The sequence below is a fragment of the Loktanella sp. F6476L genome, assembly GCF_023015725.1.
In the GTDB taxonomy this organism is placed as follows: domain Bacteria; phylum Pseudomonadota; class Alphaproteobacteria; order Rhodobacterales; family Rhodobacteraceae; genus Yoonia.
On sequence record NZ_JALKAR010000001.1, the window covers coordinates 865,305 to 888,985 of the forward strand.

Annotated in this window: 22 protein-coding genes; 13 read left to right on the forward strand and 9 right to left on the reverse strand. The window is 54.5% G+C overall.

Translation table 11 applies throughout. From position 1 onward, the window contains the following. Positions 1-35 precede the first annotated feature (35 nt). From MWU61_RS04360 to MWU61_RS04370, 3 genes are all read left to right on the forward strand, one after another. On the forward strand, positions 36-1,022 hold the full coding sequence (locus MWU61_RS04360) for a TRAP transporter substrate-binding protein (protein ID WP_247127020.1): 987 nt from the start codon (positions 36-38) through the stop codon (positions 1,020-1,022). 102 nt (positions 1,023-1,124) lie between these two features. Further along, the gene (locus MWU61_RS04365) at positions 1,125-1,655 is read left to right on the forward strand and encodes a TRAP transporter small permease (protein ID WP_247127021.1); all 531 of its coding nucleotides are present in this window, start codon (positions 1,125-1,127) and stop codon (positions 1,653-1,655) included. Positions 1,656-1,658: 3 nt separating this feature from the next. Then, positions 1,659-2,939, forward strand: coding sequence for a TRAP transporter large permease (locus MWU61_RS04370; RefSeq protein ID WP_247127022.1), 1,281 nt, complete (start codon positions 1,659-1,661; stop codon positions 2,937-2,939). On the opposite strand, the gene MWU61_RS04375 is transcribed toward MWU61_RS04370, so the two are convergent. Next, positions 2,936-4,357, reverse strand: coding sequence for a helix-turn-helix transcriptional regulator (locus MWU61_RS04375; protein WP_247127023.1), 1,422 nt, complete (start codon positions 4,355-4,357; stop codon positions 2,936-2,938). The genes MWU61_RS04370 and MWU61_RS04375 overlap by 4 nt on opposite strands. 284 nt (positions 4,358-4,641) lie before the next feature. Between MWU61_RS04375 and MWU61_RS04380 the strand changes: the two genes are divergently transcribed. The 9 genes from MWU61_RS04380 to MWU61_RS04420 all read left to right on the forward strand — a co-directional run bounded on the left by MWU61_RS04380 (position 4,642) and on the right by MWU61_RS04420 (position 16,051). Beyond that, positions 4,642-6,537, forward strand: coding sequence for a propionyl-CoA synthetase (locus tag MWU61_RS04380; RefSeq protein ID WP_247127024.1), 1,896 nt, complete (start codon positions 4,642-4,644; stop codon positions 6,535-6,537). 47 nt (positions 6,538-6,584) lie between these two features. Further along, on the forward strand, positions 6,585-8,546 hold the full coding sequence (gene acs / locus MWU61_RS04385) for an acetate--CoA ligase (protein WP_247127025.1): 1,962 nt from the start codon (positions 6,585-6,587) through the stop codon (positions 8,544-8,546). A 3-nt stretch (positions 8,547-8,549) separates the two neighbouring features. Then, the gene (locus MWU61_RS04390; protein WP_247127026.1) at positions 8,550-9,308 is read left to right on the forward strand and encodes an adenylate kinase; all 759 of its coding nucleotides are present in this window, start codon (positions 8,550-8,552) and stop codon (positions 9,306-9,308) included. Then, a complete protein-coding gene (locus MWU61_RS04395) occupies positions 9,305-9,565 on the forward strand; it encodes a DUF4212 domain-containing protein (RefSeq protein WP_247127027.1) in 261 nt (86 codons plus the stop codon). The genes MWU61_RS04390 and MWU61_RS04395 overlap by 4 nt, the downstream gene beginning before the upstream one ends. Positions 9,566-9,568: 3 nt before the next feature. After that, positions 9,569-11,365 (forward strand): sodium:solute symporter family protein, encoded by a 1,797-nt coding sequence (locus MWU61_RS04400; protein ID WP_247127028.1) that lies wholly within the window; start codon positions 9,569-9,571, stop codon positions 11,363-11,365. Between the two features lie 58 nt (positions 11,366-11,423). Continuing rightward, complete coding sequence (locus MWU61_RS04405) at positions 11,424-13,250, forward strand: DUF294 nucleotidyltransferase-like domain-containing protein (RefSeq protein ID WP_247127029.1); 1,827 nt, start codon at positions 11,424-11,426, stop codon at positions 13,248-13,250. A 17-nt stretch (positions 13,251-13,267) separates the two neighbouring features. After that, positions 13,268-13,789, forward strand: coding sequence for a hypothetical protein (locus MWU61_RS04410; RefSeq protein ID WP_247127030.1), 522 nt, complete (start codon positions 13,268-13,270; stop codon positions 13,787-13,789). A gap of 1 nt (position 13,790) precedes the next feature. Continuing rightward, positions 13,791-15,182, forward strand: a complete 1,392-nt coding sequence (locus tag MWU61_RS04415; protein WP_247127031.1) for an exonuclease domain-containing protein — start codon at positions 13,791-13,793, stop codon at positions 15,180-15,182. Positions 15,183-15,265: 83 nt separating this feature from the next. After that, entirely contained in the window at positions 15,266-16,051 is a 786-nt protein-coding gene (locus tag MWU61_RS04420; RefSeq protein ID WP_247127032.1) for a TIGR00266 family protein, read from the forward strand. A gap of 56 nt (positions 16,052-16,107) precedes the next feature. Here the strand turns inward: MWU61_RS04420 and MWU61_RS04425 are convergent, their stop codons facing one another. The 7 genes from MWU61_RS04425 to MWU61_RS04455 form a co-directional block, all read right to left on the reverse strand. Then, positions 16,108-16,530 carry a cupin domain-containing protein gene (locus MWU61_RS04425; protein WP_247127033.1) on the reverse strand — a complete coding sequence of 141 codons (423 nt, stop codon included), beginning with the start codon at positions 16,528-16,530 and terminating at the stop codon, positions 16,108-16,110. A gap of 1 nt (position 16,531) precedes the next feature. Then, on the reverse strand, positions 16,532-17,809 hold the full coding sequence (eno, locus tag MWU61_RS04430) for a phosphopyruvate hydratase (protein ID WP_247127034.1): 1,278 nt from the start codon (positions 17,807-17,809) through the stop codon (positions 16,532-16,534). Positions 17,810-17,848: 39 nt separating this feature from the next. After that, a complete protein-coding gene (locus tag MWU61_RS04435) occupies positions 17,849-18,745 on the reverse strand; it encodes a DMT family transporter (protein ID WP_247127035.1) in 897 nt (298 codons plus the stop codon). Positions 18,746-18,975: 230 nt separating this feature from the next. Next, complete coding sequence (locus MWU61_RS04440; RefSeq protein ID WP_247127036.1) at positions 18,976-19,389, reverse strand: Fur family transcriptional regulator; 414 nt, start codon at positions 19,387-19,389, stop codon at positions 18,976-18,978. Positions 19,390-19,447: 58 nt separating this feature from the next. Beyond that, complete coding sequence (locus MWU61_RS04445; RefSeq protein ID WP_247127037.1) at positions 19,448-20,410, reverse strand: zinc transporter ZntB; 963 nt, start codon at positions 20,408-20,410, stop codon at positions 19,448-19,450. Further along, positions 20,400-21,251: a PhzF family phenazine biosynthesis protein gene (locus MWU61_RS04450; protein WP_247127038.1), complete on the reverse strand. Its 852-nt coding sequence runs from the start codon at positions 21,249-21,251 to the stop codon at positions 20,400-20,402. The genes MWU61_RS04445 and MWU61_RS04450 overlap by 11 nt, the downstream gene beginning before the upstream one ends. A gap of 71 nt (positions 21,252-21,322) precedes the next feature. Next, complete coding sequence (locus MWU61_RS04455; RefSeq protein ID WP_247127039.1) at positions 21,323-22,216, reverse strand: GNAT family N-acetyltransferase; 894 nt, start codon at positions 22,214-22,216, stop codon at positions 21,323-21,325. A 48-nt stretch (positions 22,217-22,264) separates the two neighbouring features. Between MWU61_RS04455 and MWU61_RS04460 the strand changes: the two genes are divergently transcribed. After that, complete coding sequence (locus tag MWU61_RS04460; RefSeq protein ID WP_247127040.1) at positions 22,265-22,423, forward strand: hypothetical protein; 159 nt, start codon at positions 22,265-22,267, stop codon at positions 22,421-22,423. A gap of 1 nt (position 22,424) precedes the next feature. Here the strand turns inward: MWU61_RS04460 and tyrS are convergent, their stop codons facing one another. Continuing rightward, positions 22,425-23,675, reverse strand: a complete 1,251-nt coding sequence (gene tyrS, locus MWU61_RS04465; RefSeq protein ID WP_247127041.1) for a tyrosine--tRNA ligase — start codon at positions 23,673-23,675, stop codon at positions 22,425-22,427. Positions 23,676-23,681: the final 6 nt, after the last annotated feature.

Genomic DNA, 23,681 nt, shown 5'->3' on the forward strand with positions numbered 1-23,681 from the left:
GGCCGCGCTATAAAACGATCGGGAGGGATCGCACTATGCTACATTTTAATTTACGGACAACTGTGACTTCAATTGCACTCGCAGGCGCCGTTGCTGGTACTGCTGCCAATGCTGCTGAACTGCGCGGCTGGAACATTCACGTCGAAGATTACCCAGTGTCTATCGCTATGGAATCATTCATGGCTGAAGTCGCTGAAAAGACTGGCGGCGAAGTGACTGGTCAGATTTACCACAACGGTGTTTTGGGCAGCCAGCCTGATGCGATTGAACAGATCCGTCTTGGCGTGATCGACTTTGGTGAATTCAGCCTTGGGCCGATGGGTCAGTCCATTCCTGAGACGAACGTTGTTTCTTTGCCATTCATCTTCCCATCCATCCCTAAGATGTATGAACTGATGGACGGCGAAGTTGGCGAAGCTATCGGCGCTGGCATGATCGAAAAAGGTATCGTCCCACTTGGTTGGTACGACGCTGGTGCACGGTCATTCTACAACTCTGTCCGTCCAATCAACACACCAGCAGACGTTGAAGGTCTGAAGGTACGTGTGATGTCAAACGACCTGTTCGTGGGTATGGTTGAATCAATGTCCGGTAACGCGACACCAATGGCATTTGGCGAAGTGTACCAGTCAATCAAAACTGGTGTTGTGGACGGTGCGGAAAACAACCCGCCATCATACGAATCCACAAACCACTTTGAAGTGGCGCAGTACTATTCTTTGACTGAGCACCTGATCATTCCAGAATGCTTGTGCATGAGCCTGAAGACTTGGGAAAAGATGACACCAGAGCAGCAGGAAATCCTGAAAGCTGCTGGTCAAGCATCTGCTGAGTTGCAGCGTGAACTGTGGCAGGCCCGTGAAGCGGCATCCATGGAAATCGTGCAGGCTGGTGGTACAACCGTGAACACAATCGCTGACAAAGCACCATTCCAAGAAGCAATGGCGCCAGTCTACGAACAGTTCTTGGCTGATAACCCCGATCTGTCTGATCTGGTGAACCTGATCCGCAACGCGGAATAAGCGAGCCACTTAAGATTGAAGGTCCGCCTCTTGTGTGGCGGGCCTTCTTGTCACTGCGGCCCTTCGTTGGGTAGCCTGACACAAGATAACAGGGGGCCCGAAATGACGAGCCAATCACACAAATTCGTCAAGCTCGAGGCCGCCTTAGAAGCGATCCGCGCGGCTTGTATCTTTGCCGCATCGATTGCTTTGGTGATCCTCGTTGCGACATTCGGCTGGCTGGTTTTTGGCCGCTATGTTCTGAACGTCACGCCAACTTGGGTTGAACAGCTAGCGTTGCTGTTGATCTGCTACATCGCATTCCTAGGTGCCGCTGCCGGTATCCGCGAAAATTTTCACCTGGGTGTGAATCTGTTTCGTGATTTGATGCCGCGCGTTGTTCAAAAAGTTCTGATTGTTGCGATTGATTTCGCACTCGCTATCTTTGGCGGTGTGATGCTGGTCGCAGGTGTTACCTTGATGCAGTTCGGCTGGGATACGCTTTTGCCGATGCTGGATATTCCCGAAAGTTTCCGCACGCTGGCGATTACGTCTTGCGGTGCGTTGATCCTTCTATTTGCGGGCGCACGTGGTGTGCTGCGCGTACTGACATTTTCCGACTGGCAACCTGTCGTCGAAGAGCTGGAAATCTAAATTATGGGCCTCTTAATTCTTCTGCTGGTCTTCGGCATTCTTGTCGTCGTGGGTATGCCTGTCGCCTTTGCGATGGGGATTGCTGCAGCTTCGGCCTTTTGGTTTGAAGGCTTCCCGATGCTGATCACCTTCCAGCGTGCGACGGCCGGTGTGTCGGTCTTTTCGCTGCTCGCTATTCCATTCTTCGTCTTTGCGGGCGAGATCATGTTGCACGGTGGGATTGCCAAGCGATTGGTCAAGCTTGCCGCGGCTTTGGTCGGCCACCTGAAAGGTGGTTTGGCTATGGTGAACATCTTCTCGTCCATGCTGTTTGGCGGGATTTCTGGATCGGCGGTCGCGGATATTTCAGCGCTTGGGTCTTTGTTGATCCCCGTGATGAAAGAACGCGGTTATCGTCCTGATTTCGCCGTGAACGTCACGGTCACGTCGTCCATTGCCGGAATCGTCATTCCGCCAAGCCACAACATGATTATTTTCGCGGTGGCTGCTGGGGGCGGTATTTCGATCTCCAAACTCTTCCTCGCGGGCGTTGTTCCGGGTGTTTTGATGTGTCTCAGCCTAGCTGTTGCCGCTTACATCCTGTCGGTCAAACACAAGTACCCCGCAGAACCTTTCCCGGGTTGGGCGGAAGTTGGTCGCGCAGCCGCAGATGCAATTCCTGGTTTCATCACAGCTGTGATCATCGTTGGTGGTACGTTGTCTGGTGTGTTCACAGTGACTGAATCCGGCGCGTTTGGTGCGCTCTATGCCTTGCTGCTGACGAAGTTCTACTACCGTTCGCTGAGCTGGGACGCCTTTGTGCTAGCCGTAACCGGCGCTGTACGGACCACGTCGATGGTGATGATACTGATCGCTTTTGCGTCATCGTTTGCCTACCTGTTGGCGCTGTACCAAGTCCCAACAAAGCTGAGCGACTTGCTTGTGTCGATCTCGGACAACCCCATCGTCATCTTGCTGATGATCAACATCATCCTGCTGATCTTGGGCATGATCATGGACATGGCCGCGTTGATCTTGATCTGTACGCCGATTTTCTTGCCGATCGCCAAGGGCTTGGGCATGGACCCAACGCAGTTCGGTATCATGATGTTGGTGAACCTTGGTCTGGGCCTGTGTACGCCACCTGTCGGAACCTGTCTGTTCGTGGGTTGCGCCGTGGGTAAGATCAAGATTGAACAAGCGCTCAAGTCGATCTGGCCGTTCTACATCGCCATCCTGGCCGCGCTCATCTTGGTCACATATGTGCCAGCCGTGTCGCTTTGGTTGCCGTCGTTGCTGGGCTAAGCAATCTTGAACGGCACGCTGCCACGCGTGTTGTGATCGACCTTAATGTCTTTTCCAATTGGGGGGACCGACCTATGAAAACAGTCGGTCCTTTCGCATATCCGGCAGCTTGTCCCGATGGGGTCAAAGTTGGACGCATCTGTTGTGCCCATGTCGTCCGCATAAACCACGTGGCCCGCATGTTTGATCTCGCAGCCCAATCCAATCGCGTATTTACGCACTGGGGATTTGAAGCCCGCCACGCGTTTTGTTTGCACGAAGGCAAGCGATAGATACTGCACACCGTCAGGTGTCACGGCCAGTTGCCGCAGAATTTCGCCGGGGGACTGAAATGCGTGATGAACGTTCCAGAGCGGGCAGCCACCGCCAAATCGCGTGAATTGAAGCGTTGTGGCGCTGTGTCGCTTGGTGATGTTGCCCGCTTGATCGATCCGCAGAAAATAGAACGGGATGCCTTTTTCACCGGGGCGCTGCAGCATGCTGAGGCGATGGCAGACCTGTTCAACACTCGCGTCAAATTGGAAGGCAAGTTTTTCTACGTCGTGCCGTTGATCTTTGGCGGCTTGGGCGAATTCTGAATAGGGGAGCACGACCGCACCAGCAAAGTAGTTGGCAAAGGTCATCCGACATACTTCGCGGGCGACATCGGTGTGGAAGCCGGCATCGTCCAAAAGCTGTTCGATCAGGTTGCCTTGTTCAAGCAGGCCCACTTGGTAAGCCAGTTGAAACAAATTCGTGGCCATTGTTGACGCTGCATTGAGGTAGATGGTTTTGGTCGCCGGATCATAGGTGCGGACCGTCCCGGAGCTTGGTTTGTCTTTGCGCAGCACAACGCGAACATCGTGCTTTTGACGTAGGTAATCGGCGATATCGGTGTGGCGGCCTGCATCGGAATGCGGCAGCGAGGTCGCAAAACTTTCGGCGGCGCGATCCAAGCTATCGATGTAGTTGTCGTTGTAATGAAAATAGTCGCGGACCTCTTCATAGGGCAGGGGCGCCAGCGAAGCTTCTCGGTCTTTGAGCGCATTATCGACTTCGCCCAGCTGTTCGCGCGACTTCTGGAACATCCGGTAAAGGTCCAGAAACGCCTTCGTCACATTTGGGGCGTTCGTTGCTGCAACTTTTATTTCCTGCGTCAGCACTTTGTTGTCACTGAAAATCGGGTCGGTCAGGACTTCTTGCAAATCGACTGATACCTTTCCCGCACCATCCAATGCGAGTTCCGATAGGTCGAAGTTGAACGTATCGACAAGCGCGAGAATGACAGAGCCTGACAGGGCACGCTGGTTATTTTCTATTTGATTTAAATAGCTTGTCGAAATTCCGATTTGCTGGGCAAATTCAGCCTGCGTCAAATTCAGTCCCTGTCGCAAAAGGCGAATGCGGGCACCGGCGAAGATTTTTCGGGACGCGGTCATGGCTTTACACTTTTTCGCATTTTGCAGTCTTCAAGTTGCTATTTGTTGCATCTTAACACGTTCAGCCCTTTGGAAAAAGCCGATTTACCATAATCACCTGACCTTACGGAACGTCGATTCTAAAGTCTGCGCGGACCGTGGAGGAAACCATCAATTTGGGAACCTGGGAGGGTTCGGTACCAGTTTGAAATCCTTACATTTGCGGGACTACTGGCAGGTTGCCAGACATGTCACGCCAATCGCAGCATGGGGTCGTACGCTTCCAATTTGGGAGGGGATACACCATGGCGACTTACGCGGACATTTATGCAAACTGGCAGGCAGATCCTGAAGCTTTTTGGGCGAATGCAGCGACCGACATTAACTGGATCAAAGCACCGGACGTGATTTTGGATACGGCCAATGCGCCGATGACCACGTGGTTTCCGGACGCGGTCTGCAACACGTGTTATAACGCGGTTGATCGGCACGTAGCTGCTGGCCGTGGTGATCAGACCGCGATCATCCATGACAGCCCTGTGACGGATAGCCAGACCAAGATTACTTACGCCGACCTATTGGACCGCGTGTCCCGCATCGCAGGTGTCTTAGCGGCAAAAGGTATCGAGAAAGGTGATCGCGTTGTCATCTATATGCCGATGATCCCAGAAGCCTTGGTCGCGATGTTGGCATGCGCCCGGATCGGCGCCGTGCATTCGGTCGTGTTTGGTGGGTTTGCCGCACACGAATTGGCGGTCCGAATTGATGACGCAACGCCCAAGGCAATTCTGGCGGCATCGTGTGGCATCGAAGGTCAGAAGGTTATTCCTTACAAGCCGCTCTTGGATGGTGCGATTGCACGCGCTGACCACAAGCCGGACTTCACTTTGGTCCTGCAGCGTCCACAGGCCGAGGCGGAATTGGTCGGCGGGTTTGATTTCGATTGGACAGCCGAGGCGGCCATCGCAGCGCATGCGCCCTGTACTCCCGTCGGGGGCGCTGATTCGCTTTACATCCTTTATACCTCTGGGACGACAGGTCAGCCCAAGGGCGTTGTGCGCCACAACGCAGGGCACATGGTCGCCCTGAACTGGACGATGAAGAACATCTACAATGTCGATGCGGGAGATGTCTTTTGGGCCGCGTCTGACGTTGGCTGGGTCGTGGGCCACAGTTACATTTGCTATGGCCCTTTGTTGGCCGGTTGCACGACTGTCGTTTTCGAAGGCAAACCTATCGGGACACCGGATGCAGGTACGTTCTGGCGGGTGATTGAAGAACATGACGTTAAGGTTCTGTTCACTGCACCAACTGCTTTACGTGCGATCAAGCGCGAAGACCCGAACGCGGAATATCTGCACAATTATGACCTAAGCGGTTTGCAGTCGCTATTCCTCGCTGGCGAACGCGCTGATCCGGACACAATCGGTTGGGCGCAAAAGTATCTGCAAAAACCGATTATTGACCATTGGTGGCAAACCGAAACGGGTTGGGCCATCGCCGCAAATCCGCTTGGGATCGAAGAACTGGCCATCAAGCCGGGATCGCCCGCTGTGCCAATGCCAGGCTATCAGGTCGATATTTTGGATGAAGGGGGCAATCCGGTCGCGGCCGGAGAGTTGGGCGCAATTGCCATCAAATTGCCTTTGCCGCCGGGTGCATTGCCGACGCTTTGGAACGCGGAAGACCGCTATAAGTCCGCGTATCTGCAAACCTTTCCGGGTTACTACGAAACCGGAGATGCGGGGATCAAAGACGACGACGGCTACCTTTATATCATGGCCCGCACGGATGACGTGATCAACGTCGCAGGGCACCGTTTATCGACGGGCGCGATGGAAGAAGTGCTGTCCAATCACCCCGATGTCGCTGAGTGCGCTGTGATCGGGATCGGTGATGCGCTGAAAGGACAGGCCCCGCTGGGATTAGTGTGTCTAAACAACGGCACGGATCGGTCCGAAGAAGAGATCGCAAAAGAATGTGTGGCCCTTGTCCGTCAAGAGATCGGACCGGTCGCAGCGTTCAAACGCTGCATCGTCATCGACGCCTTGCCGAAAACTCGTTCCGGCAAAGTGCTACGCGGCACAATGGTTTCCATCGCTGACAGCACGCCGTGGAACTTGCCGGCCACAATTGATGACCCTGCCACACTTGATGCCATTGCCGCACGGATCGCCGGGATAGGGGAAACCCTGTCCTAGGCCGCTGTGCGTTTTCAATACTTAGACACCATCAAAGGAAATTTCAGATGACCGTAGATGCGAAACTCAGAACCTATGCGCCAAGCGCGGACATGATCGCAGGTGCACATATCAACGAGGCAAAATACGACGAAATGTATGCCGCGTCGCTTGCTGATCCAGATGCATTTTGGGGCGAGCAGGGCAAACGGATCGACTGGATCAAGCCCTACACGACCGTGAAAGACGTCGATTTTAATCTCGGGAATGTACATATCAATTGGTATGCCGATGCGACGCTCAACGTCTCTGCCAACTGTATTGATCGCCACCTTGCAACACGTGGTGATCAGACAGCGATCATTTTTGAACCGGACGATCCTGCCGAAGACGCCCAGCACATTACCTACAAGGCGCTGCATGAGTCCGTTTGCCGCATGGCGAATGTCCTAGCTGATCAAGGTGTGGGTAAAGGCGACCGTGTTGTCATTTATCTGCCAATGATTCCAGAAGCCGCCTACGCGATGCTGGCGTGCGCCCGTCTAGGTGCGATTCATTCCATCGTATTTGCAGGCTTTTCGCCCGATGCTTTGGCAGCTCGCGTAAATGGATCGGACGCCAAAGTCGTAATCACGGCTGATTACGCGCCACGCGGTGGACGTCAAACGCCGCTGAAGTCCAACGCTGATGAGGCGTTGTTGCACTGCAAAGACACGGTGAAATGTCTGGTCGTGAAACGGACGGGTGGTCAGACGACTTGGGTTGATGGGCGCGACTTGGACTACGGCGCCTTGGCCGCTGCTGCGGCACCGACGTGCGAGCCAGTTGAAGTGAGCGCAGAAGATCCGTTGTTCATTCTATACACATCTGGTTCCACCGGTCAGCCGAAAGGTGTGGTGCACAGCTCTGGCGGATATCTTGTTTATGCCGCGATGACGCAGGAACTGGTCTTCGATTACCACGAAGGCGACGTTTACTGGTGTACGGCTGATGTGGGTTGGGTCACGGGTCACAGCTATATCGTCTATGGTCCGCTGGCGAATGGTGCCACGACTGTAATGTTCGAAGGTGTACCAACCTATCCGGACGCCAGCCGGTTTTGGCAGGTCGTTGAGAAGCATAAAGTGGCCCAGTTTTACACAGCGCCAACCGCAATCCGCGCTCTGATGGCGAAGGGCCCAGAGTTTGTTGAAAAATGTGATCTCAGCAGCCTGAAGGTTCTTGGCACAGTTGGTGAACCGATCAATCCAGAAGCGTGGAACTGGTACAATGACGTTGTTGGCGGTGGCAAACTGCCGATTGTTGATACGTGGTGGCAGACCGAAACCGGTGGTCATTTGCTAACACCATTGCCCGGTGCCCATGCGCTAAAACCCGGCTCTGCGATGAAGCCTTTCTTCGGGATCGAGCCTGTGGTGCTGGAGCCAACAACAGGCGAAGAATTTCACGACACGGCGTGCGAAGGCGTATTATGCCTCAAGGGCAGCTGGCCCGGCCAGATGCGCACCGTTTGGCGTGATCACGATCGGTTCGAGAAAACGTATTTCTCGGATTACCACGGCTACTACTTCACGGGTGATGGCTGTCGTCGCGATGAAGATGGCGACTATTGGATCACGGGCCGCGTCGACGATGTGATCAACGTATCTGGCCACCGGATGGGCACCGCAGAAGTTGAAAGCGCCTTGGTCGCCCACCGGAAAGTGGCGGAAGCTGCTGTTGTCGGATACCCGCACGAAATTAAGGGGCAGGGCATCTATTGCTACGTCACTTTGATGAATGGCGAAGAACCAACCGAGGAACTGCGCAAGGAATTGCGCACGTGGGTCCGCACCGAAATTGGCCCCATTGCTGCACCTGATTTGATCCAATGGGCGCCAGGTCTTCCTAAGACGCGGTCAGGTAAAATCATGCGCCGGATTCTACGCAAAATCGCCGAAGACGACTTTGGCGCTTTGGGCGACACGTCAACGTTGGCCGACCCATCCGTGGTCGACGATCTCATTGAAAACAGAATGAACAAGGGGTGAAAGATGCCTGAGAATAGCGAAAAGCCTAAACGCAGTAAGATGCCGGTCTTGATCCTTCTTGGACCACCGGGTGCGGGCAAGGGGACGCAAGCCAAACGTCTGGAAGACAAGTTCGGGTTGGTTCAATTATCGACGGGCGATTTGTTGCGCCAAGCTGTCGCCAACGGCACGGACGCTGGCAAAACTGCCAAATCCGTCATGGAAGCAGGGGGGTTGGTCAGCGATGACATCGTGCTGAACATCTTGCGTGACCGCTTGGGCGATCCTGATTGTTCTGCTGGTGTGATCCTTGACGGATTTCCGCGCACAATCCCGCAAGCCGAAGCTTTGTCTGCCCTTTTGAAAGCAAAAGGCGCGCAAGTGGATGCGGCGATCAGCCTAGAAGTCGAAGACGAGGCCATGATCACCCGCATTTCCGGTCGCTATACTTGTGGTGGTTGCGGTGAGGGCTATCACGAATCCTTCAAGCAGCCTGCGGCAGAAGGCCAATGTGACCAGTGCGGCAGCCATGACTTCCGTCGCCGTGCGGATGATAATGCGGATACAGTCCGCAACCGTCTTGTGGCGTATCACGCCGAAACCGCCCCTTTGATTGCGTTTTACGAGGCCGAAGGGTCTTTGCAGACGTTGGACGCCATGGGCGAGATCGACGCAATTACCGACGCGTTACGCAAAATTATCCGACCGATCGTCATCGACGTCCGCGGCGTCAAAGGCATTTCGGCTTGCTCAAAATCATCTCAATTGGAGGAAACACAATGAGTGAACGACCGGAACCAAGCGCATATTGGTCTGCCAATCTGCGCATCATTATCGTCAGCCTGATCATATGGGCTGTTGTCTCATTCGGGTTTGGCATTTTGCTACGCCCCATGCTGTCCGGCATTGAAGTCGGCGGTACCGACCTTGGGTTCTGGTTTGCCCAGCAAGGGTCGATCATCGTCTTTCTTGGTCTGATCTTTTTCTACGCATGGCGCATGAACAAGCTCGACCGTGAATTTGGCGTGGAAGAGGATTAACCCATGGACCAGTTTACACTGAACCTGCTGTTTGTGGGCGCGTCATTTGCGCTTTACATCGGCATCGCGATTTGGGCCCGTGCTGGGTCTACGTCTGAATTTTATGCGGCTGGTCGGGGCGTTCACCCCGTCACGAACGGCATGGCGACTGCGGCTGACTGGATGTCTGCGGCGTCGTTTATTTCGATGGCTGGTTTGATTGCCTTTACCGGCTACGACAATTCGTCCTTCTTGATGGGCTGGACCGGTGGTTACGTTCTGTTGGCGTTGCTGCTGGCACCTTACCTGCGTAAGTTCGGCAAATTCACGGTATCCGAATTTATCGGCGACCGGTTTTATTCGCCGACAGCACGTTTGGTCGCAGTGATCTGTCTGATCGTTGCATCCACCACATACGTGATCGGTCAGATGACTGGTGTTGGCGTGGCCTTTGGCCGGTTCTTGGAAATTTCCAACACATCCGGTTTGCTGATCGGTGCCTGCATCGTGTTTGCATACGCGGTATTTGGCGGCATGAAAGGTGTAACTTACACCCAAGTGGCACAATACGTCGTGCTGATCCTCGCCTACACCATCCCTGCGGTGTTCATCTCGTTGCAACTGACCGGCACGCCAATTCCAGCGATTGGTTTGTTCTCTGAGGTCTCAACAGGTGGCGAAAGCAGCGTTTATCTGCTGCAAAAGCTTGACCGGATCGTCACAGACCTTGGTTTTGCAAGCTACACCGAAGCCCACAAAGACAATCTGAACATGGTCTTGTTCACGCTGTCCTTGATGATCGGTACAGCTGGTTTGCCACACGTAATCATGCGCTTCTTTACGGTGCCAAAAGTGTCTGACGCCCGTTGGTCCGCTGGTTGGGCGCTTGTGTTTATCGCACTTCTCTACCTCACAGCGCCTGCTGTAGGTGCGATGGCGCGTTTGAACATCACAAACCTGATGTGGCCAAACGGCACGGACGGCGATGCTGTCTCCGTTCAAATGATCGCTGAAGACGAGCGTTACGACTGGATGGAAACGTGGCAGAAAACTGGTCTTTTGGACTGGAAAGACAAGAATGGCGACGGTCAAATCCAATACTACAACGATCAATCTGATGCGATGGCTGAAAAGGCTGCGGCAAACGGTTGGGAAGGCAACGAGCTGACAAAGTTCAACCGCGATATTCTGGTTCTGGCGAACCCTGAAATTGCGAACCTTCCGGGTTGGGTCATTGGTCTTGTGGCCGCAGGTGGCCTTGCAGCTGCGTTGTCTACAGCGGCGGGTCTGCTGTTGGCTATCTCGTCTGCTGTGTCTCACGATCTGCTCAAAGGTCAGTTAACGCCAAACATGTCTGAGAAGGCAGAATTGATGTCAGCACGTATTGCGATGGCTGTGGCTATTGCGGTGGCGACGATCCTTGGTCTGAACCCACCGGGTTTTGCGGCGCAAACAGTTGCGTTGGCCTTTGGTCTGGCAGCGGCGTCGATCTTCCCCGCGTTGATGATGGGGATCTTCTCTAAGCGTGTGAACAACGTGGGCGCTGTGTCTGGCATGTTGGCCGGTCTTGGCTTCACGCTTGTGTATATTTTCTTGCACAAAGGTTGGTTGTTCATCGCAGGGACAAATTCGTTCCCTGATACGGTCGATGGATCATTGTTCGGTATCCAATCCACCGCGATTGGTGCGGTTGGTGCGATCATCAATTTTGCAGTTGCATACGCTGTATCCATGGCAACCAAAGACACGCCGCAAGAGATCAAAGACTTGGTCGAAAGCGTGCGTATTCCAGCAGGTGCTGGCGGTGCAGTAGACCACTAAACGAATTGGGCTGGCGCCTAATCAAGTGCCAGCCTGACCTTAACCAAGGGAACGCATGATGATCGACACTGACACATCTATTCTGTCGTATCTGCACCCTTACGACGTGCTGTCGGCGGACAAGCGTACACAGATTTTAGATCAAAGCGAATGGGTGGATGTCCCAGCAGGACGCCCCATATACGCGATTGGTGATACCCTGACTGGCCTGTATATCATCGCTGATGGTCAAGTGACTGTCACCGATGCTAATGATGCCCCGATTTCGTTGCTTGGTCGGGAGAATTCTTTCGGTGAACGTGGTTTGCTGCAGGATGGATCCGCAGTCACGCAGGCCGTTGCCGAAACTGATTGCCGTCTGCTTGTTATTCCGTCTGAGGTTTTTCATGATCTTCTAAGGCGTGAACCAGACTTTGCGCGGTTTTATCAGCGGACCGGGCGTGCCGCCGGAACGGCGACTGTTCATAGTGGCACATTGGCGGCTGCGCGTGTTGATGCTTTGATGGTGAAAAATCCCGTCAGCTGTTCGCCTGCCACAATAATCCAAGATGCTGCGCGCTTGATGAGCGATGCCAAGATCTCTTCCCTTTGCATAGTAGAGGGTGACGCTTTGAAAGGCATTGTGACCCTGCGGGACGTCGTAGGCAAAGTTGTCGCGCACGATATCAGCCGGACGTCGTCAGTCGCATCGATTATGACAGAAACGCCGCGTGTTTTGTTACGGTCTGCAATCGGGTCCGACGTCTTGCATTTGATGATGGAACATCGCTTGGGTCATTTGCCAGTTGTTTCAGAAGGGCGTCTCGTTGGGATCGTGACCCAGACGGATTTGATTCGCTATCAAGCGTTACACACTGCCAGTTTTGTTGGGCAAGTCGCGGGTGCCACTTCAGTTCCTGACCTTGCCGCCATAACGGCGCGCATTCCGCAGTTGTTGGTGCAGCTTGTCGCAAGCGGCCAACGCCACGACACATTGACACGGATGATAACCGACATTGCAGATGTGGTGACACGTCGGTTGATCCGTATGGGGGAAGACGCCCTTGGTGTCGCACCCGGACGCTATGTGTGGCTTGCCTGTGGATCACAAGGACGCCAAGAACAAACAGGCGTGTCAGACCAAGACAATTGTCTGATTTACGAAGACGGGCTGGGTACGGACGACACGGCTTATTTTGATCAACTTGCGCGATTTGTTTCCGATGGTTTGAATGCCTGTGGGTACGTGTTTTGTCCGGGTGACATGATGGCGACGAACCCGCGTTGGTGTCAGCCAGTTTCGGTTTGGGCGTCATACTTTCAAGGCTGGATCGCGTCACCGGGCAAAGAGGCGCAAATGCTGGCGTCTGTGATGTTCGATTTGCGGGTCATTGGCGGTGAGGACGCGCTGTTTGACGAATTACACGCTGAAACACAGCGGCATGCAGCAGAAAATTCAATTTTCACGGCGCATATGGCCAGCAATGCACTGACACATGGGACGCCGTTGGGGCTGTTGCGCGGGTTATCAACAATCCGCGCAGGAGAACATCGCGATACCATTGATATGAAATTGAATGGGGTCGTTCCGGTGGTCGATCTGGGGCGGATGTATGCGTTGCAAGGACAGTTCAAGGCGCTCAATACCCGCGCGCGGATCGAATCCGCGCTTGAAGGTGGTATCATTAGTAAAAGCGGCGGGCATGATTTGCTTGATGCCTACGATCTGATTGCCCAAACACGATTGGACCATCAGGCACGCCTGATCAAACAGGGCAATGCGCCTGACAATTTCTTACTACCTGCGACCCTGTCGGGGTTTGAACGCAGTCACTTGCGGGATGCGTTTGTGGTGATCAAAACGATGCAATCTGCGCTCATGCAAGGCCGCGGCACGCTGGCTTGACGCAATAGGAGGACGCTATGTTTTTTGAACTGATCGGTACGATCTTGGCGGGTGTTGCTGCGGCCCTGTTGGTCTGGGCGATCAATCGCGCATTGAAGGGACGTTTGCCATCGTGGCTGATGCCGGTTGCGGCTGGCGGGGCTATGCTGTTGGCGACGATCACCAGCGAATACGGCTGGTTCGCACGGACTCAAGCGAGTCTGCCCGCTGGTTTTATCGTGGCTGAGACCGTTGAAGACAAACAGTTCTATCGTCCTTGGACCTACGCAAAACCATTTGTCAGCCGCTTTGTTGCAGTGGATCAAGCGGGCGCAAAAACGCATCCCGCACATCCGAAACAGCGAATCGTTGATCTGGTGTTTTATGGCCGCTGGACCCGGACGGCGAAAATTCCCGTCCTGTTTGACTGCGCGGCAGGCAATCGAGCAGATCTGGTTGACGGTGTAGAATTCGACGATGATGGCGCTGTTGCCGACGCAGATTGGCGACCTATGGCAACAGATGCGCCCGTTTTACTGGCGGCCTGTGCATCCGCATAACATGACACATTTGAGTTTACGGATCAGGGTGTTCTTGATGTTCTGCGGCTACGCATTTGCTGCCATCTGCGTGGTTGCGGTTGGGCTCTGGTTGGGGTGGCGGCAAGTTGAAGATGGCGACACCATTTCAGGTTTTGTTACGAGTGGAATGGTCGCCGCGTTTGGCATTCTAGGGCTGTCCGCAGGCGTTTGGCTGTTATTTGACGATCACGTCAGCAAACCGATTGAGACAATCGCGGCAAGTCTGCGTGTCAAGACACATACCCGAGGTAATGCGACGTTCGACAGTGGGGCCGCGCAGTATCTGGGCGATCTTGGGCCAGCGGTTGTGGCTGCCCAAACCGCGTTGGATGAAGCGTTGAACGGCGGGGCAATGACAGCGCAGTCGGAAGTGGCTTTGCTAAGGGCGCAGCGCGACCAGCTCGTGACGATCCTGTCAGACATTCCGATTGCCACGCTGCTGATCAGTGCCGACCATCAGATCGTTCTGTATGACGGCCAAGCGGCCAACTTAATGGAACGTGTGGGAGCCGCGAAACTGAAGACGTCGGTGTTTGAATACCTTGGTGCGGATCAGATCAAGGATGCCTTGGCTCAGCTACAAACCAGTCCCAATGACCGCAGCGAAATCGCGGTTAAAGGACATTGCGGTGAAACCTATCACGGCTACATCCGCATGTTTGGAGAAGGCCGAGGTTACACCTTGATGTTAGAACCGCACGCCTTGGCACCAGCGCGGCCGATGACGTATGACTTTGATCTTCTGCGTTCGAAAAAGTCGACACATCTGGATAGTACACCACTGTCTGACCTCGTTTATGTCGTGTTTGATACCGAAACGACAGGCCTCGATCCGCAAAAGGACGACGTCGTTCAGCTTGGTGCCGTGCGCATTGTAAATGCGAAGATTGTCGACGGTGAAGTCTTGGAAACCTTGGTTAATCCGGGGCGTTTGATCCCGTCGCGATCTACGGACGTGCATGGCATTACAGATGCGATGGTTTCGGATGCACCAGATTTTGCACAGGTGTGTGACGCCTTTCATCGCTTTTCGCAGGGTGCTGTTCTTGTCGCGCATAACGCCCCGTTTGATATAGCGTTTCTGGACCGCGGTGCGGAGGACGGGGATATCACATTCGATAATCCAGTCCTTGATACCGTGCTTCTCTCAGCGGTCACTTTTGGCGGGGCAGCGATCCATACGCTGGATGCAATTTGTGACCGTCTGGATATCACGATCGCCGCTGATTTGCGTCACACGGCAATGGGTGACGCCGTGGCGACGGGACGCGCGTTTCTTGCAATGCTCAAGATTTTAGAAGGGCGTGGTTTGACGACGTTTGGTGCCCTGCAGGCTGAAACCGCGAAACACCGCCGGATTCTGAAAAGATAAAACGGAAGGTCGGGAAAACCGGATGTTGTCGTCATCGCATGTCGCGGCATAGTCTGGCGGTAGTTTTATTCAGGAGATTTAAGATGCGGTGCCATGAAGTAGATTATGAAGTTTTCGGCGACGATATGCAGATTGTGGAGGTCGAACTTGACCCGCAAGAGGTCGTCATCGCCGAAGCTGGCGCGATGAATTACATGGAAGACGGAATCGGTTTTGAAACCCGCATGGGCGACGGATCGCGGCCATCCGGCGGCATCATGGATTCACTGTTGAACGTTGGCAAACGCGTGCTGACCGGTGAATCGATCTTCATGACCCATTTCACAAACAACGGGCAGGGCAAAAAGCGGGTCGCGTTTGCAGCACCTTATCCGGGCAAGATCATCCCTGTGAACATGGCCGAATTGGGGGGGGAACTGATCTGTCAAAAGGATGCATTTCTGTGCGCAGCTTTTGGGACATCTACAGATATTGCGTTTCAGAAAAAGCTTGGCGCAGGTTTTTTTGGTGGTGAAGGCTTCATTCTTCAACGGCTCAATGGTGATGGCATGGCGTTCATTCATGTTGGCGGCACGGTCATTAAACGGGACCTAAAACCCGGCGAGGTGATGCGCGTGGATACGGGCTGTCTTGCTGCGATGACGGGTGGTGTGGATTACGACATCGAACGCGCGGGAAACCTGAAGTCGATGGTCTTTGGTGGAGAAGGGATTTTCCTTGCCACGTTACGCGGTCCCGGAACGGTTTATCTCCAAAGCTTGCCGTTCTCGCGATTGGCTGATCGGATCATGCGCGCTGCAGGGCCGGGCGGAAGCAAAGGTGAAGGGTCCATCCTTGGTGGCTTAGGCGATATGTTCGGGGATCGGTAATTGGCGTCTTGGGGCGTTGCCCCAGACCCCGAGATATTTGAGACCAAAAGAAGAGGCTAACCGCGCGGGATGTCAAAGTCCGGCGCGGCGAGGTGAAAACCGTCGAAGCTGAAACCCGGTGACACGGTGCAACTGACCAACGTGTAGTCGCCCGTGGTGCGGGCGGCTTGCCAATGGCCTTTCGGAACGATGCCTTGCGGCTGGTCACCGTTCAGAACATCAGGGCCAAGACGGATATCACGGGCGGGGCCTGCGTCGGTTGCGGAGATTGACAGGATCAGCGGTGCGCCTGCATGGTAGAACCAGATTTCACTGGCATCCACAGTGTGCCAATGGCTGGAGCCGCCGTCTTTCAATAGGAAATAGATCGCAGTGCCAACAGGACGGCCATCATTGTCGGCAATCCACGTCTGGCGGTAAAACCCGCCCTCCGGATGGGGGGCGAGGTTGAGTTTTTGGATGATCGCGTCGGCGGTCATATCAGCCTTTTAGGATAGAACGGCCTGCGTAAACCGCAGTTTCGCCCAGCATTTCCTCGATGCGGATCAGCTGGTTGTATTTTGCCAGACGATCTGAACGGGACAGGGAACCGGTTTTGATTTGCCCACAGTTTGTCGCAACAGCCAGATCGGCGATTGTTGCGTCTTCTGTTTCGCCGGAGCGGTGCGACATCACGTTGGTGAATTGTGCGCGGTGCGCCATATCCACAGCTTGAAGAGTCTCGGTCAATGTCCCGATTTGGTTGACTTTTACCAGCATGGAGTTCGCAGACCCCTTCGCAATACCGTCAGCCAAACGTGCAGGGTTTGTCACGAACAGATCGTCGCCAACAAGTTGCACTTTGTCGCCGATTTTGTCGGTCAGGGCTTTCCAGCCGTCCCAATCGTCTTCGTCCATGCCGTCCTCGATCGAGATGATCGGGTAGTCATTGACCAATTGCGCGAGGTATTCGGCGTTTTCTTCAGACGTCAGGGATTTGCCTTCGCCCTTCAGTTCATATTTGCCGTCTTTGAAGTATTCTGTCGCTGCGCAATCGAGTGCGAGGTAGACGTCTTCGCCTGCTTTGTAGCCTGCTTTTTCGATTGATGTCATAATGAAATCAAGCGCTTCACGGGTTGATCCGATGTTTGGCGCAAACCCGCCTTCGTCGCCGATACCTGTGTTGTGTCCAGCCGCTGTCAGTTCTTTCTTCAGTGTATGGAAGATTTCGGAACCCATGCGCACAGCTTCTTTGATGTTGGTCGCAGAGACCGGCATGATCATGAATTCTTGGATGTCGATCGGGTTGTCCGCGTGTTCGCCACCGTTGATGATGTTCATCATTGGAACGGGCAGGGTGCGCGCGGATGTGCCGCCGATGTAACGGAACAAGGGTTGTTCTGTGTAGTCAGCAGCGGCTTTGGCAACGGCCATGGATACACCAAGGATTGCGTTTGCACCGAGGCGGGCTTTGTTTGGTGTCCCGTCGAGTTCGATCATCGCCATGTCGATGCCGACCTGTTCAGTCGCGTCAAAGCCAAGGATGGCTTCGGCGATTTCACCGTTGACGGCGGCGACGGCTTCTAGCACGCCTTTGCCCATGTAACGACCTTTGTCGCCATCGCGTTTTTCAACGGCTTCGTGCGCACCCGTGGATGCGCCTGATGGCACAGCAGCGCGGCCCATTGTGCCGTCTTCAAGTGTCACGTCGACTTCGACAGTTGGGTTGCCCCGGCTGTCAAGAATTTCGCGGGCGTGGATGTCGATAATGGTGCTCATGGGAGGCTCCTAAGGTCGGCTGTGTTAGCGTTAGCGGCTCTATAGCGCGGTTGGGTCAGAAGGTGAAGCGTGGCGGAGTTTCGCCTCGCGCCACAGGGTGTAAATGCCGGATGCGACGATGATGAATGCACCCAGCAGGGTCAGGCTGTCAGGGCTTTCTTGGAATGCGAAAACACCAATGACTAGCGCAAAGACAAGGCGTGAATACCGGAACGGGGCGATGATCGACATTTCGCCGATACGGGTTGCGGCCACGATGGCGTAGTAAGCTGCTACACCAATAAAGACAGCCGCGATCAGGCGGAAGGTGTCGACTGTTCCGGGCATCGACCAGCTTGATCCGGTGACGCCAAACGCGAGCAACAACAGTCCCGTAAAGATGGACACGACAAAAGCATAAAAGGCGATGACACGTGATGAAATCGTCGCCTTGATCCGGCGTGTCGCAAGATCACGTCCGGCAAGGCCGATCACGCCCATCACGGCCAGCAACGATTTTGGGTCAAACGCATCCATGCCCGGACGGATAATCAATAAGACGCCAAACAGGCCAATGCCGATGGCAAGCCACCGACGCCATCCAACGGCTTCACCAAGAAACAAAGCGGCCCCAAGCGTCACAACCAAAGGCGTGGCTTGTAGGATCGCGGATGCTGTTGAAATAGGGGTGAGCGCAATGGCGGCAACAAAACCAAGGGTGCCGAACATTTCGAACCCGTTGCGCAGCATCAAAGTGGGGTTCAACATATCGGGGGACCACAGTCTGTCACCGTAGGATTTAGCGATAAATGCAAAGATGATCGCACCTCCAATGCCCAAGACCGTGATCACCTGACCAACGGCAAGGCCCGCTGCCATCTGTTTGATCAACATGTCTTCGACGGCGAAGCCGAACATGGCCAAGACCATCAGCATTGCACCACGAAAATTGTCCATGTGGGTGATCCTCAAGGTTGTCCTGACCCCGCGTTACATGGCCGGAGGCCGAAACAAAAGGGTCTGGATTCCCTGCCTTGATGAATGCCTGTCTTCATCCAATTCTAGGAGTATAAATTTGAGCATCATCTGGGGATTTGAAATGCGATTTTGCTTATTTGTGATGGGGTGGGCGTCGGTGACTGCACTGGCGAGTAAAGTCGCGGCAGCGCCAGTGGCCACGGTATTGATTACGGTTTTTTGACAGGCACACCATAAAGTTCCAGACGGTGACCCATCAGGCGATACCCGAGCTTTGCAGCAATTTTTTCCTGTAAGGCTTCGATGTCGGGGTCGACAAATTCGAACACTTCGCCTGAATGCATGTCGATCAAATGATCATGGTGTTCGCGGTCGGCAGTTTCATACCGCGCACGTCCGTCACCGAATTCATGCTTTTCAAGAATACCGGATTCCTCAAGCAGTTTGACCGTGCGGTATACGGTGGCCAACGATATATTCGGATCGGCCAGAACAGCGCGGTTGTACAGTTCTTCAACATCAGGATGATCATCTGCGGCTTCGAGAACTGTCGCGATGGTCCGGCGTTGTTCAGTCATGCGCAGGCCTTTGGCTTCGCATTTTTGCAATATTCCGCTGCTCATCACTGGCCCTTTCCGTTGGTGCCGCCCCTTTAGACTGTGTCGGCTGATCTGGCTAGTCTTAGAACCACTTGATCCACCGCAAAACGATATACAAAATCACGCCAATTGCGACCATAGCACCACAAAGGATCAAAAAGGCGTCGGGGTTGTTCATGCCCGGCATCCCGCCGACATTGACGCCAAACAGACCTGTCAAAAACCCGAGCGGCAGGAAAATTGCGGCAATCACGGACAAGACATAGCTATTGCGCGCCAAACGACCGTCCTGTTGCAGTTCCACATGATCGGCTAGCGCGGTCAGTCGATCCCCAACTTCGTGGACTTCATCGACGGATCTTTTTGCGCGGTTGGCCGTATGTCGGAACCTATTACGAAAGGCCTTGGAAATGAGTGGTGTTTCGATCTTGGCAAGGTCAACCAACGCTTCGGACAACGGCCCTACATGGCGACGCAAGGTGATGACTGATCGACGCAAGGGGGCAAGTTCGGACGGTGGTGGTGCCTGCCTGTCATAGACCGCGTTTTCCATGTCTTCAGCACGGTCTTCGAGGTCGAGCGACACGGTCTCGATCCGATCAACAAGTCGTTCTGTGATCCGCGCGATCAAGCGGGCAGGCGTGTCTGGGGCATCGCCCGTTGTGATTTGATTTTTGATGTCATCAAGCGCAAAAATACGTTGTTTTCTGACCGTCACGACAAGGTTCTGCGTGGCCCAAAGGCGCAGTGACACCATGTCTTCGACTTCTTGACCATCGTTCAGGTTAATCCCGCGCAAGGTCAGCAAGATACCGTCGTCATGGATATCAACGCGTGGTCTCGTGCGGGGCGCCAGAAGCGTGCGAAAGGCGAGCGGCGGGAGATATTCGCGGCACCACTGGTCCAACTCGGGCGTATGCAAATCAAAATGCAGCCAGCGAAACGCAGCACCGTCGACCGGCGACGCGGTCGGGTCCGTCACTGGTTGCGACGTGCCATCTGCGAATATATCGAGCGCCGTGACCGGCGTTGGATTAACCGACAAATTGCCCCTCCATCGTCAGAACAGCATTTCCGGCAATCTTGATTGGATAGGGTTTGCCGGGCAGGGCCGTTGCTTTGATCCGCGACGGGCGTCCCATGTCGTCGCCTTGGTGGATGTCGAACGAAAGTGGTTCGCCAGCAAGTTCGCTTAGTAGGGCCGCGATGGTGGCACAGGCGCTGCCGGTCGCAGGATCTTCCGGCATGTTATCAAGCGGGGCAAACATGCGTGCGTCCAGACGGTTGCCATTGCGGACATAGGCGAAAATTGCGAAATCCAATCCAGCGGGATGGACCGCAGCACCTGCTTTGAACCCGTCGGTCACTGGGGTACAGGCGGAAAGGTCTGCGCGTGATTTGAGTTCCACAAACACGAATTCTAGACCCAAGCTGGCCTGCGTAGGCACGTGCGTCTCAGTCTGAATTAGGTCCGGCGAGATGTCGATTGCGGCAGCAACCAAATCCAGCGACGGATGCGCGAAAATATCGAGCGGTGCGCTTGTCGTGAAGCTCGCGCCGTCTTTGGTGACAGTGCAAGGGATCGGACCGACGCCCAGTTCCAGAACCATGGGTCCGTCATGGCCGAGATCAGAAAGCGCAATGGCCGTTCCTATCGTTGGATGCCCTGCAAAGATGATTTCGCGCATTGGCGTGAAAATGCGGACTTTTGCGGTATGGGCGGGATCATCTGGTGGAAAGACGAATGTCGTCTCCGAAAAATTGAATTCGCGGGCGATTTTCTGCAACGTCGCTTCGGGGATGTCTTTTGCGTCGGGGAAGACCGCCAATGGGTTGCCGCCAAAAGCTGTGTCAGTGAAGACGTCGTAGACGCGATATGATGGCATGGTGCGGCCTTATTGTCTGGATTGGTATCGAACCAAACCATGATCAGGCGCGACATGTTTTGCAAGTCACCTCAATACGATGCTGAATTTCGAAAGCACCCTAAATGAAGCCACGTACCGCCAAGCGTTTTGACATGCGCCCCCGCACCGAGTTTGAACCGCGCGATCCCGGGCGACATCACCGTGTCAATTGATCCAAGGTCCAGCACGTCGGTTCCAAGGTCCTGCAAGCTGTCCATTGCGGTTGCCAAACACAGGTTATGCGCATTGCAATCCCGCCCTTCATCCGACGTCCAGCCAATGTGATATGTCGCGGCTGACCCGTGGCGTAAGAAGATCATTGCAGCAATCGGAACGGCGACGCGTGACGCGGTGACGATAATGGCCTGACCTTTGTTCATCACGGAATAGGCCTGCGTAACAGCGGCAGGCAACGCGCGATACCCGCGCGCTGCCTGTTGTTTTTCATCTTCGTCAAGCAGCCATTTGTCGGTCGTGTTTTGATAGCTGCGTGTTGAGATACGCAGATCGGCGGATTCAGCTTTGCGCAGTGCATTGCGCCATTTGATCGACATGAGCGCGCGCCTGACATCTGGTCCGTGCCGCAAATCCATGACTGCCACACTGGCCGGCGTCATGATCTGACGGTATCCGGCAGCCGTCAGAATGGCAGGTGCCACATCTTCGGCGTTTATCATCCGCACATTTTCATCGCGCAGCATGCAGACGGCGTCGAATTGTGCTTTTTCGGACGGTGGAGTGGGCCAGAACGGCCCGCGCGACATCATCTTGAATGGTTTGCGAAGCGGCCAAAGCTGACGTGAAAACACCTGCGCGGATCCATCTTCGGGCAGGAAGTAGGACGTCATCGGTTGGCCCATTCCGGACAGCGCAGCTGCGAAATGAGGGTGCTGTTGCAAGGGCTGGTGATGCGGCGTCTGAAACGTCGATTGATCAATCTTCATGTGCGCGAGTTAAATAGATGGAAACCTAAATACTGGTAAAGATTGTCCATGAAATCATCTCAAGACATCCGCCTGAAACGTTACCGTGTTGCAGGCGTCGTCGTCCATGGACCACGCCCCACAAAATTGGCCGCCGCATTGGTTGCGACGGCCATTTCATTACCATTCGTCATTGTCGTCAGCGTAATCGACCTATCGACCTGCTGACTTAGCCCAATTGGACCAGAGCGTGGCGCTTTTTCCCCGCGCTGAGCTTGATTGGGCTGGCAAGCGCAGCTGCGTCAATCATCAGGCCGGCGTTGGTCAAAGGCTCATCGTTCAGTTTCGCGCCGTTTTCGCCGATCAAACGTTTAGCGGCTTTGCCGGAATCGGCCAGACCCGCCTTGACGATCACCTGCACGATGGACATGCCGTCACCCAGATCATCCGCTGACAACGTCAGCGTTGGCAGATCATCCCCAACGCCGCCTTTTTCAAAGACTTCACGCGCCGTGGCTTCCGCCGCTTTCGCCGCATCCGCACCGTGCAGCAAGGTCGTGACCTCATTGGCGAGAATGATCTTCGCCGCGTTTATGTCTGACCCTTCCAGCGCGCCCAGGCGGTCGCATTCCTCAACTGGCAGTTCAGTGAAAATTTTCAGGAACTTGCCCGTGTCCGCATCCGTCGTGTTGCGCCAGAATTGCCAGAACTCGTAAGAGCTGAGCATTTCGTCGTTCAGCCAGATCGCGCCACCTTGGGATTTCCCCATTTTGCGGCCGTCAGAGGTCGTGAGCAGAGGCGTGGTCAGCCCGTAAATCTCGTGATCCAAGACCCGACGCGTCAGGTCGATCCCGTTAACGATGTTGCCCCATTGGTCAGACCCGCCCATCTGCAACAGACAGCCGTAACGGCGGTTCAGTTCGAGGAAATCATAGGCCTGCAAAATCATGTAGTTGAATTCGAGGAATGATAGGCTTTGTTCGCGGTCCAAACGCGACTTCACGCTTTCAAACGACAGCATCCGGTTCACGCTGAAATGACGGCCGATGTCGCGCAGGAACGACAGGTAGTTCAACCCGTCCAACCATTCGGCGTTGTTCAGCATCATCGCGTCGGTGTCCGCGTCGCCGTAGTCGAGGTATTTCGCAAATACCTGCTGCATACCGTCGATGTTCGACTGGATCGCCGCGTCATCCAGCAACGGCCGCTCATCAGACCGGAACGATGGATCGCCGACCTTTGTTGTGCCGCCGCCCATCAATGTGATCGGCTTGTGACCGCATTTTTGCAGCCAACGCAGCACCATGATGTTCATCAAATGGCCGACATGCAGCGACTTTGCCGTTGCATCATAGCCGATATAAGCAGGAACGACCCCCTTCGAGAACGCATCATCCAAACCTTGATAATCGGTACAATCGGCCAAAAAGCCGCGTTCCATCATGATTGCGATAAATTCGGACTTGGGGTGGTAGGTCATATCTTG